General features: G+C 67.5%; 11 protein-coding genes and 1 tRNA gene. 8 read left to right on the top strand and 4 right to left on the bottom strand.

Going from position 1 to position 12432, the window contains the following annotated elements:
* Positions 1-167 precede the first annotated feature (167 nt).
* From KV697_RS07655 to KV697_RS07645, 3 genes are all read left to right on the top strand, one after another.
* Positions 168-1874, top strand: coding sequence for a methyl-accepting chemotaxis protein (locus KV697_RS07655; protein ID WP_219020786.1), 1707 nt, complete (start codon positions 168-170; stop codon positions 1872-1874).
* A 73-nt stretch (positions 1875-1947) separates the two neighbouring features.
* Positions 1948-3294: a TldD/PmbA family protein gene (locus tag KV697_RS07650; RefSeq protein WP_219020785.1), complete on the top strand. Its 1347-nt coding sequence runs from the start codon at positions 1948-1950 to the stop codon at positions 3292-3294.
* Positions 3281-4072, top strand: coding sequence for a 3'(2'),5'-bisphosphate nucleotidase CysQ (locus KV697_RS07645; protein WP_219020784.1), 792 nt, complete (start codon positions 3281-3283; stop codon positions 4070-4072). Before KV697_RS07650 ends, KV697_RS07645 begins: the two co-directional genes overlap by 14 nt.
* Here KV697_RS07645 and KV697_RS07640 read toward each other — a convergent pair.
* From KV697_RS07640 to KV697_RS07630, 3 genes are read right to left on the bottom strand one after another with little or no spacing between them, the layout of a single operon-like run.
* A complete protein-coding gene (locus tag KV697_RS07640; RefSeq protein ID WP_374011397.1) occupies positions 4062-4769 on the bottom strand; it encodes an NAD-dependent deacylase in 708 nt (235 codons plus the stop codon). The genes KV697_RS07645 and KV697_RS07640 overlap by 11 nt on opposite strands.
* Positions 4770-4795: 26 nt before the next feature.
* Positions 4796-5107 carry a hypothetical protein gene (locus KV697_RS07635; RefSeq protein ID WP_257575699.1) on the bottom strand — a complete coding sequence of 104 codons (312 nt, stop codon included), beginning with the start codon at positions 5105-5107 and terminating at the stop codon, positions 4796-4798.
* Positions 5104-5682, bottom strand: a complete 579-nt coding sequence (locus tag KV697_RS07630) for a hypothetical protein (protein WP_219020783.1) — start codon at positions 5680-5682, stop codon at positions 5104-5106. Before KV697_RS07630 ends, KV697_RS07635 begins: the two co-directional genes overlap by 4 nt.
* A gap of 768 nt (positions 5683-6450) precedes the next feature.
* On the opposite strand from KV697_RS07630, the gene dapB reads away from it, so the two are divergent.
* The 3 genes from dapB (at position 6451) to KV697_RS07615 (ending at position 7976) form a co-directional block, all read left to right on the top strand.
* Positions 6451-7179 carry a 4-hydroxy-tetrahydrodipicolinate reductase gene (gene dapB, locus KV697_RS07625; RefSeq protein WP_219020782.1) on the top strand — a complete coding sequence of 243 codons (729 nt, stop codon included), beginning with the start codon at positions 6451-6453 and terminating at the stop codon, positions 7177-7179.
* A 5-nt stretch (positions 7180-7184) separates the two neighbouring features.
* Positions 7185-7853: an endonuclease III gene (gene nth / locus KV697_RS07620; protein ID WP_219020781.1), complete on the top strand. Its 669-nt coding sequence runs from the start codon at positions 7185-7187 to the stop codon at positions 7851-7853.
* 46 nt (positions 7854-7899) lie between these two features.
* A tRNA-Arg gene (locus KV697_RS07615) sits at positions 7900-7976 on the top strand.
* A 29-nt stretch (positions 7977-8005) separates the two neighbouring features.
* Here KV697_RS07615 and KV697_RS07610 read toward each other — a convergent pair.
* A complete protein-coding gene (locus KV697_RS07610) occupies positions 8006-8686 on the bottom strand; it encodes a hypothetical protein (RefSeq protein WP_219020780.1) in 681 nt (226 codons plus the stop codon).
* A 196-nt stretch (positions 8687-8882) separates the two neighbouring features.
* Here KV697_RS07610 and lldD point away from each other — a divergent pair, with 196 nt between their 5' ends.
* Positions 8883-10022: an FMN-dependent L-lactate dehydrogenase LldD gene (gene lldD / locus KV697_RS07605; protein ID WP_219020779.1), complete on the top strand. Its 1140-nt coding sequence runs from the start codon at positions 8883-8885 to the stop codon at positions 10020-10022.
* A 115-nt stretch (positions 10023-10137) separates the two neighbouring features.
* Positions 10138-12411 (top strand): phosphoenolpyruvate--protein phosphotransferase, encoded by a 2274-nt coding sequence (ptsP, locus tag KV697_RS07600; RefSeq protein WP_219020778.1) that lies wholly within the window; start codon positions 10138-10140, stop codon positions 12409-12411.
* Positions 12412-12432: the final 21 nt, after the last annotated feature.

Raw genomic sequence — 12432 nt, 5'->3', positions numbered from 1 at the left:
GCCCTGAGTTGAACGCGTTGGCGATCAATCCGCATTGGCCGCAAGCAAATATGAGAGTCGTTTCGCGCCGATAACGGTAAATTATCATCTCCCTGCTAAACATAAATTAGCAAAGGGACAACCTCTTGAACATAAACGAAAAATGCCGTGCTGGCGGAATGATCGTCATGGCGGTCCTGATAACGGGCGCGGCGTTGACCGGATACGAGATCAACACGATCCGTATCGGCGGTCCGCTGGCGGCCTCCAATCAGCGGATCAGCGATCTCCAGGCCGACATCCTTCCCCCGCCCGCCTATATCATCGAGCCATTTCTGGAAGCGACCCTGTTGGTCGAACAGCCCGCGACGCTGCCCGATCGGCAGGCCGCGCTGACCCGGCTGGAACGCGATTTCCGGGCGGGCATCGCCAAATGGAAGGCGTCGGAGCTTCAGGGCGGGTTGAAGTCGATGTTGATCGACAAGGCGGCGCGCAACGCCGACGATTTCTGGGGCGAACTCGACAATGTGACCCTCCCGGCGATCCGGCGGGGCGACCGGGCGGCGGCGCAGGCCAGCTATGCCCGGCTTTCAGATCTCTACGCCGCGCATCGGCGCGACATCGATGCGCTGGTGAAGGCGGCGGGCGAGGCGCAGGCGCGCGTCACCGAAGAAAGTCTGGCGACGCTGCGCATGACGATCGCGATTCTGGCGGTGCTGGGCCTGATCGTGGCCGGGATGCTGGGGGGCGGACTGTTCTACCTGCTGCGCCGGGTGCTGCGTCCGATCGGTGCGACGGCCGATGCGATGCGGCGCATGGCGGGCGGCGACCTCGCGCTGAAGCTCGACGGGCGGGAGCGCGCGGACGAGATCGGCACCATGGTCTCGGCGGTCGAGGTCTTCCGCGTCGCCGCGCAGGCGCAGGTGAGCAACGGCGAGAAGCAGGAGGTGGTCGTGCGCGAACTGGCCTCGGCGCTGAACGAACTGGGCGAGGGCAATGTCGCTTACCGGGTCGGCGACACGCTACCCGACGAATATCGCGGTCTGGGCCGGTCGTTCAACGACAGCATGGAGCGGCTGTCACGCACCCTGACGCGCATCTCGCGCTCGGCAGGCCATGTGCGAAGCGGCGCCGCCGAAGTCCGCGCCGCGTCCGACGACCTGTCGCAACGCACCGAGCAGCAGGCGGCCAGTCTGGAGGAAACCGCCGCGGCGATGGACGAGATCACCGGCGGCGTGCGCACGACGGCCAGCGGCGCGAACCGCGTCAACGCGATCGTGGTGGCCGCGCGGCAGGAAACCGAGGAATCCGGCGCGGTGGTCCGCCGCGCGGTCGAGGCGATGGGCGCGATCGAGCGGTCCTCGACTGAGATTTCGGAGATCATCACGGTGATCGACGGCATCGCCTTCCAGACGAACTTGCTCGCGCTCAATGCGGGAGTCGAGGCGGCACGGGCCGGGGATGCGGGCAAGGGCTTTGCCGTGGTCGCCTCCGAAGTGCGCGCGCTCGCCCAGCGTTCGGCCGATGCGGCGCGCGACGTGAAGGAACGCATCCAAAGCTCCAGTTCGCAGGTCGGCATCGGCGTCGATCTGGTCAACGAGACCGGCCGCACGCTGGAGGCGATCACCGCGCGCATTGCCGAGATCAGCGCGCTCGTTTCGCAGATCGCGTCCTCGGCGGAGCAGCAGGCGACCGGCCTGCAACAGGTCAATATCGCGGTTGCCGACATGGACGGTTCGACCCAGCAGAATGCGGCGATGGTGGAAGAGGCGACCGCCGCCGCCCGTCACCTGGCGGCCGAGGCTGAGGTGCTGGCCAGCGAAGTCGCGCAATTCCGGCTGGATACCGCCGATTATCGGGGAGCGTCGTCGTCCCATCTGGCTCTGGTCGCCTGAGCGGGCAGGGAAGTCGCCGCCGGAATGCGACGGGGACTGGCATCCCCGCGCAAGCGTCCTTAAGTCCTGAACCATGCTGACTCCCGAACAGGCCCGCGACCGGGCCGCAGACATCGTTGCCCGTGCCCGCGCCGCCGGAGCCGACGCCGCCGACGCGGTTTTTGCCGCCGATGCCGCGCTGGAGGTGTCGGTGCGCCTCGGCGCGCTGGAGGATGTCGGCCGCTCGGAGAGTGAGGAACTGGGCCTGCGCGTGTTCGTCGGGCGGCGCTCGGCCAGCGTCTCGACATCGGACCTGTCGGGCGATGCGATGGACCGCGCGGTCGAGCGCGCCGTCGCCATGGCGCGCGAGGCGCCCGAGGATCTCTGGGCGGGCTTGGCGCCAGAAGAGCGGCTGTTGCACGGTGCGCCGCCGATGCTCGACTTGGACGATGGCGGCGAGGTCGCGCCCGAAGCTCTGCGCGCCGCTGCGCTGGAGGCCGAAGAGGCCGCGCGGGCGGTGGCGGGCGTCACCAACTCCGAGGGGGCGGGGGCATCGGCCTCGCGCGTCGTCTCGGCGCTGGCGACCAGCCATGGTTTCGCGGCGGGCTATGCCGCCACCGGTTACGGCCTGTCGGTCAGCGTGGTGGCGGGCGAAGGCGCGACCATGCAGCGCGACTATGCCCATCACGGCGCGCGCCTTCGCCGCCTGCTCGAAAGCCCCGAGGCGATCGGCATCCGCGCGGGCGAGCGGACGGTCGCCCGCGTCAATCCGGGCAAGCTGGCCAGCGGCGCGATGCCGGTTGTCTATGATCCGCGCGTGGGGTCCTCGCTGGTCGGCCATCTCGTCTCGGCGATCGCGGGCGCGGCGATCACGCGGCGGACCAGCTTCCTGCTCGATGGCCTGGGCGAGCGGGTGATGGCGGCGGGCATCCGGATCGAGGACGATCCCCACCGCCCGCACGGCCTGCGCTCGCGCCCCTTCGACGGCGAGGGGCTGGCGGTGTCGCCGACCGCCATCGTCGAGGACGGGGTGCTGGAAACCTGGCTGCTCGATTCCGCCTCCGCGCGGCAGCTGGGGCTGGAGCCGACCGGCCATGCCGCGCGCGGCACCGGCGGCGGGCCGGGCGTGTCGACCAGCAACCTGTTCATGGCGCCGGGCCGCGTGCCGGTGGAGACGCTGATCGCCGACATCGCCGACGGCGTATACGTCACCGAGCTGATCGGCAGCGGCGTGAACCCCGTCACCGGCGACTATAGCCGGGGCGCGGCGGGCTTCCGCATCGTCGGCGGACGGATCGCCGGGCCAGTTGCGGAGTTCACCGTGGCAGGCAATCTGAAGGATATGTTCCTCGGCATGACCCCGGCCAATGATCTGGAATTCCGCTACGGCGTCAATGTGCCCACCCTGCGAATCGATGGAATGACGGTTGCCAGCAGCTGAGCTGGTCCCCGCTGTCGTCGCGGCGGCGCGTGAGGCGGCGGCGATGGCGCTTGCCCGCTGGCGTACTGATTTCCGCCAATGGGAAAAGACGCCGGGCAGCCCGGTATGCGAGGTCGATCTGGATGTCGACCGGATGCTCTATGCCCGGCTCCACGCGCTGATCCCCGATGCGGGCTGGCTGTCGGAGGAAACGGCGGACAAGCCCGACCGGCTGGCGGCGCGGCGGGTCTGGGTGGTCGACCCGATCGACGGCACGCGCGACTATATCCGGGGGCGCGAGGGCTGGGCGGTCTCGGTCGCGCTGGTCGAGGACGGCGTGCCGGTGATCGGCGTGCTGGCCGCGCCCGCGCGCGGTGAGCTGTGGCTGGCCCAGGCGGGGCATGGCGCGACCCGCAACGGCAGTGCGCTCAGCGCGGGCTATTGCCACCAGATGCCCGGTGCGCGCGTACCCGTGGATGCGCTGCCCAAGGCCGACCGCGATCTGGTCGCGGTGTTCAAGCCCAACTCGATCGCGCTGCGCATCGCCATGGTCGCCGCCGACGAGGCCGATCTGATCGCGACCCTGCGCTGGGGCAATGAGTGGGACATCGCCGCCGCCGCGCTGATCGCCTCCGAGGCGGGGGCAGGGGTGGCGGATGCGCTCGGCCAGCCTTTGCTCTTCAATAAGCCCGACCCGCGCGCCTTCGGTGTGCTGGTGACGGCGCGCGGCCTTCAGGGCCCGGCGCTTGAGCGGCTCACGCCCCGCGCTCGCGAGGTCATCGTTCCCGTCACCGGCTGAGCATCTGCTCCACCCATTCGGGCACCAATTGCCCCGCCAGGCCGAGGCGGCTTTCGTCGAACCATCCGCTCCCCTCCGACCGTTCGAGATTCAGCTCCAGAGTCGCGGCACCAAAAGCGTTCGCCATCCGCACGAACCCGGCCGCCGGATAGACCGCGCCCGAGGTGCCGATCGACACGAACAGATCGGCCTGCGCCAGCGCCGCCTCGATCCGCTCCATGTGATAGGGAATCTCGCCAAAGAACACGATGTCGGGCCGCAAGCGCGGCGCGGTGCAGGCGGGGCAGGACGTGCCGGGCGGCAGATCGCCCGGCCAGTCGAACCGCTCGCCACAGGCGGCGCACAGGGCCTGCTTCAATGCGCCATGCATATGCAGCATCCGCTCCGCCCCCGCCCGTTCGTGCAGATCGTCGACATTCTGCGTGACGATCAGCAACTCCCCCCGCCATTCCCGATCCAGCCGCGCCAGGGCGTCGTGTGCCGGATTGGGTTCCACGCTGGCAAGCCCCGCCCGCCGCAGATCGTAGAAGCGGTGGACCAGGTCCGGATCGGCGGCGAGCGCCTCGGGCGTGCAGACATCCTCCACCCGGTGCCCCTCCCACAGCCCGCCGGGGCCACGAAAGGTGGCGATGCCGGACTCGGCGGAGACGCCTGCGCCGGTGAGGATGACGATGTTTTGGGTGGCGCCTATCCGCATCAGTCTTTTGCTTTGCTTATTTCCGATCATTCGCGTGCTTCGCGTATCGCTTCCAACTCTGCCAGCCTTACGGGATCGCCCGCTGCGAGTACCTCTTCGAGATAGAAGCTGTACGGGATGTCGCGCACCACCTGTTGGGCTTCACCGCTATAATCGGCGGCAATGACCGCGAACGCGTCGACCAGCTGACGGAGAAATCCTCGGTCCAGTTCTTCGAGTTGACCCGCAAGGCTTTCCATCATCTTTACGGCGATATCCGGATCGAGTTCATCGTCATCAGTGAGGTCGAGGAACACGACGTAATCCGCTATGATATGGGCAATCTGTACGGCTATCATGGTTTCACCACCTTTACGTGAATGTTGGTAACATTCATCTTCTTGAGAAGTTTGAGCGCTTTGGCCTTTTGAGCGGGCGTTGGAACTTCCCATGATCCAATGAGGCGATGCTGCGCCAATACCTCCGATTGCCGCAAGATTTGAGCGCGGGCGCGCGGTGCGTCTCGGACGCTCCACTTGCGATCAATGACGTAATCGCCTTGGATGCCATCGAACTTTACAGGCCGTTTCGAGCCGTCCGGCATGGTTCGCATCAATGTCGGCGCTTGGCCGGGGCGCGAGCCGGGCGCGGCATCGTTATAGACTTTCCAAGGCTTGTCGGATCTGACCGTTTCCTTCACCCAGCCGATCTGAGGCGGATCAAAATTCGGCCGGCGTGTTGCCATGCGAAGCCGGCGCCCGGCGGCAACCTTGGCGAGCGCGGCGCCGGGTGCTGCCGACAGCGCTACGTTCCCGACGACCGTTCCAGTAGCATGGCCGACATCCCTTGCAGAGGCGTTGCCAATCGCGCTGGTCGCGCGCGAAATTTGAATTCGCGCTGGCGTATTCTCTGCAGCGATTGCAGCGTCGATCATGTTCGCAATCCCGCGACCAGTCTCCCGAATCGTCGTCACCGGATTCGTCGTCAATGTGGTCTGAACAGCAGCAACTGTCCCTTTCCCAACATCATAAATCCCTTCGCCAACACCTCCGATGAACTCCGTGACGGGGTTCGGCTGACGGGGTCGGTTGGATCGCTGTTTGAGCGTCCCCGGCCGCGATGATGGCGTGACTGGCGACTTACCCGTCGGGGGTGTGTGCCGAATTCGCCTGGATATGCGCCCGCCCGCCGCGTCACTGCCGCCCGTGCCGTGTTGACGTCCCGTCCCTGCGAAGGTGAACCGACCATTCGCCGGATCGTGCCAGGGATTGAATTTGAGTTCGATACCATCAGGACCAAGCGCCGACGGCAACCTGCCTGTACGCAGCCAAAACGAAAATGCCTGATCTGGCTTATCGCAAAACGCCCCCGTCATGTGGATCCCATCCCCCCCAAATGGATACTGGAACATAACATGAACATTAGGGGAGGGTCAATGTTGGGTTGATTTGGCACCCATCGACTTTTCCTCGGGCTTGTCCTTCATTCAGGTGTTCCTTTGCGTGATCGGCCCTGCTGCGACGTATTGAATATGCCGCGCGTGAAACCGGAGCCATGTGCCTCGGATATCAAATCCGTATCGATCGCCGGAGAATGGATACTCAAACCTTGCACTTCCCTCGCGCAATCTGTTCCCCCCGGCAGGCACCTGTGCCAAGGAACGCCGCATGACTTTTTCGCTTTTTGCCACCGGAGCCCCCGCATGACCGCCATCGGTATCTACGGCAGCGCCGGGCGCATGGGCCGCGCGATCGCGGACCTGATCGAGGGCGAGGGCGCGACCCTGGCGGGTGGCTGCGATTCGCGTGACGACCCGGACGCGCTGGCCAAGGCCGCCGACGTGCTGGTCGACTTCTCGATCGCGGGCGCGCTCGACGTGCATCTGGCGGCGGCGCGGGCGGCGCGCACCCCCATCGTGATCGGCACCACCGGTCTTTCCCCGGCTCAGCATGCCGCGATCGACGAGGCTGCCACCGACATCGCAGTACTTCAGACCGGCAATACCTCGCTCGGCATCACGCTGCTCGCCAATCTGGTGCGCGAGGCGGCGGCGCGGCTGGGCACCGACTGGGATATCGAGATCACCGAGATGCACCACCGGCACAAGGTCGACGCGCCCTCGGGCACCGCCTTGCTGCTGGGCGAGGCGGCGGCGGCGGGGCGGGGGCACAGCCTGTCCGAGCTGCGCGTCGACGGCCGCGCCGGGCTGGTCGGTGCGCGGACCGAGGGCACGATCGGGCTGGCGGCGCTGCGCGGCGGCTCGGTGATCGGCGACCATGAGGTGATCTTCGCGGGCGAAGGCGAGCGCGTGACGCTGGGCCATTTCGCGCAGGACCGGACCATCTTCGCGCGCGGGGCGGTGCGCGCGGCGCTGTGGCTCGCGGGGCAGGCGCCGGGACGCTATCGCATGGGCGACGTGCTGGGTCTGTAACGGCCATGAAGAAGGCCGATATCGTCGAATTCTATCACCGGCTGGCGGAGGCGAACCCGCATCCCGAAACCGAGCTGGAATATCGCAACCCCTATACGCTGGTCGTCGCCGTCGCGCTGTCGGCGCAGGCGACCGATATCGGCGTCAACAAGGCGACACGCGCGCTGTTCGCCGAGGTCGATACGCCGCAGAAGATGCTGGAGCTGGGCGAAGAGGGGCTGAAACAGCACATCAAGACGATCGGGCTGTTCAATACCAAGGCCAAGAACGTCATCGCGCTGTCGCAGATGCTGGTCGACGATTATGGCGGCGAGGTGCCCGAGGATCGCGCGGCGCTGGAGCGCTTGCCCGGCGTCGGGCGCAAGACGGCCAATGTCGTGTTGAACACGGCTTTCGGGCACGAGACCTTCGCGGTCGACACGCATATCTTTCGCGTGTGCAACCGCACCGGCCTGGCCAAGGGCAAGACGGTGCTCGCGGTCGAGCTGAAGCTGGACAAGGCGACGCCCGCGCCGTTCCGGCTCCACGCGCATCACTGGCTGATCCTGCACGGCCGCTATATCTGCAAGGCCAGACGCCCCGAATGCTGGCGCTGCCCGGTCGAGGATCTGTGCGCCTACCGCCCCAAGACGCCCGCGCCCGCGATCAAGGCCGGAAAAGCGGCGGCGGCATAAAAAGGGCTGGCGCAGGGTGGCAGGCGATGCTAACCGGCCAGCCCACGCACCCGTAGCTCAGCTGGATAGAGCGCTGCCCTCCGAAGGCAGAGGCCACAGGTTCGAATCCTGTCGGGTGCGCCATCCCTTCTTCGTTTCGATGTTCCGATCCCTCAATGGCTCAGCTGTTGCAGGTCGAGCGATAGCGGCGTCGGCGTATCGTCCAGACGCCAGGCGCCGTCGCGAAAGACCAGATCGACCCGGTCGTTGCGTTCCTCCGTCAGCGCTTTTTGCAGCCAGGGATACAGGGCGGTGATGCCGGGGCTGCGCGTCCAGGCCGGGATGTCGGTCAGGCGGAAGCGATAGGCGATTTCGGCGCGGCGCATCATCGGGTCGGCATTCTCGACCGCGACCTGGGTCGGGGTGACCGTACCATAACAAAGCGCGTCCTTGCCGCCGCCTTTCTCCGGGGCATGGGCGCGGAAATAGCGATCGCCCTCAGCGGTCGGGACATAGCGTAGCGCCGGGCGCGGCCCGACCGCACCTGGAAAGGACGAACGTCCCGCCAGCCGCAACAGTCCCGCATCGACAAAGGCCTGCGCCCGCTGACGCATCTCCGGGCTGTCGACGGCGACGTCCCAGGGCATCTTGAAGAATGGCGTACAGGCGGGATGCTTGGCGAAATAGGCCTTCAGAAGTCTGCGGGCCTCATCGCTGCCGGGCGGCGCAGGGTCGCTGGCGTCATAGGCTTCCCCCATTACCTGCGTACCGGACTGGCCGGACGGCACATCGCTCGGGCCGGAACAGGCGGCGAGCAGGGCGAGGGCGGGCAGGGTGCCCGTCAATCGATGCATGAACGACCTCCCATGGTGATCCTCATGGGGCGGTCAGCGCATCATGCCCCGATCTCGTTCCATTGTCGAAACCGTTTGGGGGCGGCGATCAGGGCCATGGAAAGCCACCGCGCCACGCGATATGGCTCGCCGGTCCGCGGTCTCACCGGCACATCCCGGCATGTCCGCTTTATGGTGAAACGAGGCCGCCCGAGCGATGATCATTTCCGCCCCCAGCGATTACCGGGAGGCCGCGCGCCGCCGTTTGCCGCCCTTCCTGTTCCATTACATCGATGGCGGCGCGAATGCCGAGCATACGCTGCGCCACAATGTCGAGGATCTGGCGGGAATCGAACTGCGCCAGCGCGTGCTGCGCAACGTCGCGGACCTCAGCCTGGAGACCGAGCTGTTCGGCGCCCGACTCGCCCTGCCGGTGGTGCTGGCGCCGGTCGGGCTGACCGGCATGTATGCCAGGCGGGGCGAGGTGCAGGCGGCGCGCGCGGCGGCGGCGGCGCGCGTACCCTTCACCCTGTCGACCGTCTCGGTCTGCGCGATCCGGGAGGTGCAGGCGGCATCGTCCGCGCCGATCTGGTTCCAGCTCTACGTGCTGAAGGACCGGGGCTTCATGCGCGACGCGCTGGAGCGGGCGCAGGCGGCGGGGATGACGACTTTGGTCTTCACCGTCGACATGCCGGTGCCGGGATCGCGCTATCGCGACGCGCATTCGGGCATGTCGGGGCCGAATGCGGCGTTCCGGCGGATGGTGCAGGCGGTCACCCATCCGCGCTGGGCGTGGGACGTGGGGCTGCGCGGGCGGCCGCATGATCTGGGCAATATCTCGGCCTATCGCGGCGCGCCGACCGCGCTGGAGGACTATATCGGCTGGCTGGGCGCGAACTTCGATCCCTCGATCGCATGGCGCGACCTGGAGTGGATTCGCGATGTCTGGAAGGGCGCGATCGTCATCAAGGGCATTCTCGACCCGGAGGATGCGCGCGACGCGGTGCGCTTCGGCGCGGACGGGATCGTCGTGTCCAACCATGGCGGGCGACAGCTGGACGGGGTGTCCTCGACCGCCCGCGCGTTGCCCCGGATTGCGGACGCGGTGGCGGGCGAGTTGAAGCTGCTGGCGGATTCGGGCGTGCGCTCCGGGCTGGACGTGGTGCGGATGCTGGCGCTGGGCGCGGATGCGGTGATGCTGGGCCGCGCATTCATCTATGCGCTGGCGGCGGACGGGGAGGCGGGGGTCGCCAATCTGCTCCGCCTGTTCGCCGCCGAGATGCGGGTGGCGATGACGCTGACCGGCGTGCGGTCGGTAGCGGAGATCGACCGCACGGCGTTGGCGGGCGACCTCTGAGCCGGGGCGGCCGAACCGATCGGGGTGGGGCGAAATGATGACAAAGGATGAAAAGGCACGCGCGTGCGATATTAGCGCATGACACCGCCGCATTCCGTCTGATAGCCCTATGCCCATGCCCGTTTCGGCCGCCGCATCCGCCCGCGAGATCCTCGTTCGTCTGCACGACGTCATGGCGTCGCGCACCCCCGCCCAAGCCAAGCTGAATCAGGTGGTCCAGATCATCGGTGAGGCGATCGGGAGCGAGGTCTGCTCCATCTATCTGCTGCGCGAAGGGGTGCTGGAGCTGTTCGCGACGCGCGGGCTGGCCGAGGAGGCGGTGCACGTCACCAAGCTGGCGCTGGGCGAGGGGCTGGTCGGCACCATCGCCGAGGATGTCGAGGTGCTGAACCTGGACGAAGCGGCCAGCCATCCAGACTTCGCCTACAAGCCGGAGACCGGCGAGGACCGTTTCCACAGCTTTGCGGGCGTGCCGATCATCCGGCGCGAGCGGGCGGTGGGCGTGCTGGCGGTCCAGCATAGCGAACCGCGCAAATATGCCGATGTCGAGATCGAGGCGCTGCAGACCGTCGCGATGGTCCTGTCCGAACTGATCGCCAATGCCGGGCTGATCGATGCGGCGGGTGCGGCGGGCACGCGGCCGCAGATGACCGCGACGATCCGCCTGTCGGGGCAGAAGCTGGTCGAAGGCATGGGCAGCGGCTTTGCCGTCTATCACCAGCCGCGCATCGTCGTCGAACATACCGTCGCCGAGGACATCGATGCCGAGCGCCGCCGCGTCTATGCCGCGTTCGACAAGATGCGCGAGCAGATCGACCGCATGGCGCGCGAGGCGGAGTTCGGCGTCGCGGGCGAGCATGTCGAGGTCATCGAGACCTACAAGATGTTCGCCTATGACGAGGGCTGGGCGCGCCGCATCAATGAGGCGATCGACAGTGGCCTGACCGCCGAAGCGGCGATCGAGCGGGTGCAGCAGCGCACGCGCCAGCGGATGCGCCAGATCGACGATCCCTTGCTCGCCGACCGGATGCACGATCTGGAGGACCTGTCCAATCGGCTGCTGCGCATCGTGTCGGGCCAGATGGGCACGGCAGCGCAGCTGGGCCTGCGCCAGGACACGATCCTGATCGCGCGCAACCTGGGTCCGGCCGAGCTGCTGGAATATGACCGGCGGCGGCTGAAGGGCGTGATCCTGGAGGAAGGGTCGCTGACGGCGCATGTCATCATCGTCGCGCGGGCGATGGGCGTGCCGGTGCTGGGCCGGGTCAGCGACGTGCGCCGCCAGATCGCAGACGGCGACCAGTTGCTGCTCGACGTATCGGAGGGCAGCGTGCTCGTCCGACCCTCGTCGGCGATGGAGGAGGCGTTCGACGCCAAGCTGGAACTGCGGCAGAAGCGCCGCGCGGCCTTTGCGGCGCTGCGCGACGTGCCGCCGGTGACCAAGGACGGCCACCGCGTCACGCTGATGGTCAATGCCGGGCTTCGCGACGATGCCGCGGCGCTCGACACCACGGGGGCGGACGGGATCGGCCTGTTCCGCACCGAATTCCAGTTTCTAGTGTCGGCGACTTTGCCGCAGCGCGAGCGGCAGCAGCGGCTGTACCGCGACGTGATGGAGGCGGCGGGCGACCGGCCGGTCGTGTTCCGCACCATCGACATCGGCGGGGACAAGGCTTTGCCCTATCTCAACACCGATGGCGCGGACGAAGAGAATCCCGCGATGGGCTGGCGCGCGCTGCGCCTGGCGCTGGAGCGCGACGGGTTGATGAAGGCGCAGGCCCGCGCGCTGATCGAGGCGGGGTCGGGCCGCACGCTGAACATCATGTTCCCCATGGTGTCCGAGGCATGGGAGTTCGACGAGGCCAAGGCTTTGTTCGAGGCGCAGCGGGCCTGGCTTGGCTCGCGCGGGCGTCGTCTGCCGCTCGACGTGCGTTACGGCGCGATGCTGGAAGTCCCGGCGCTTGCCGAGCAGCTGGACCTGATCCTGCCCAATGTCGACTTCCTGTCCATCGGCACCAACGATCTGACCCAGTTCCTGTTCGCCGCCGATCGCGCCAATCCCAAGCTCGCCGAGCGCTATGACTGGCTCAGCCCGTCGATCCTGCGCTTCCTGCGCCGGGTGGTGGGTCCGGCGCGCGACGCGGGCGTGCCGGTCGGCGTCTGCGGCGAGATGGGCGGGCGTCCGCTGGAGGCGATGGCGCTGATCGGGCTGGGCATCGACCGGCTGTCGATTACCCCGGCGGCGGTCGGCCCGGTGAAGGCGATGATCCGCTCGCTCGACCGGGACGCGATCACGGCGGAGATGGCCCGGCTGCTCGCGCATCCCGTGCGTGACATGCGTGGGGCGCTTGGTGCCTGGGCTGCGACGAACGGTGTGGAATTGGCCTGATCCAGGTCAGGGGTTCGCGTT

Source organism: Sphingomonas sanguinis (genome assembly GCF_019297835.1).
Taxonomy (GTDB): Bacteria; Pseudomonadota; Alphaproteobacteria; order Sphingomonadales; family Sphingomonadaceae; genus Sphingomonas; species Sphingomonas sanguinis_D.
This window is presented reverse-complemented; position numbering and strand designations above follow the sequence as displayed.

What these genes read in the sequence shown, in the direction of transcription:
- KV697_RS07655 (WP_219020786.1), top strand. Translation starts at nt 168, where the DNA reads ATGGCGGTCCTGATAACGGGCGCGGCGTTGACCGGATACGAGATCAAC.
- KV697_RS07650 (WP_219020785.1), top strand. Translation starts at nt 1,948, where the DNA reads ATGCTGACTCCCGAACAGGCCCGCGACCGGGCCGCAGACATCGTTGCC.
- KV697_RS07640 (WP_374011397.1), bottom strand. Translation starts at nt 4,769, where the DNA reads ATGCGGATAGGCGCCACCCAAAACATCGTCATCCTCACCGGCGCAGGC.
- KV697_RS07635 (WP_257575699.1), bottom strand. Translation starts at nt 5,107, where the DNA reads ATGATAGCCGTACAGATTGCCCATATCATAGCGGATTACGTCGTGTTC.
- KV697_RS07630 (WP_219020783.1), bottom strand. Translation starts at nt 5,682, where the DNA reads ATGATCGACGCTGCAATCGCTGCAGAGAATACGCCAGCGCGAATTCAA.
- dapB (WP_219020782.1), top strand. Translation starts at nt 6,451, where the DNA reads ATGACCGCCATCGGTATCTACGGCAGCGCCGGGCGCATGGGCCGCGCG.
- nth (WP_219020781.1), top strand. Translation starts at nt 7,185, where the DNA reads ATGAAGAAGGCCGATATCGTCGAATTCTATCACCGGCTGGCGGAGGCG.
- KV697_RS07610 (WP_219020780.1), bottom strand. Translation starts at nt 8,686, where the DNA reads ATGCATCGATTGACGGGCACCCTGCCCGCCCTCGCCCTGCTCGCCGCC.
- lldD (WP_219020779.1), top strand. Translation starts at nt 8,883, where the DNA reads ATGATCATTTCCGCCCCCAGCGATTACCGGGAGGCCGCGCGCCGCCGT.
- ptsP (WP_219020778.1), top strand. Translation starts at nt 10,138, where the DNA reads ATGCCCGTTTCGGCCGCCGCATCCGCCCGCGAGATCCTCGTTCGTCTG.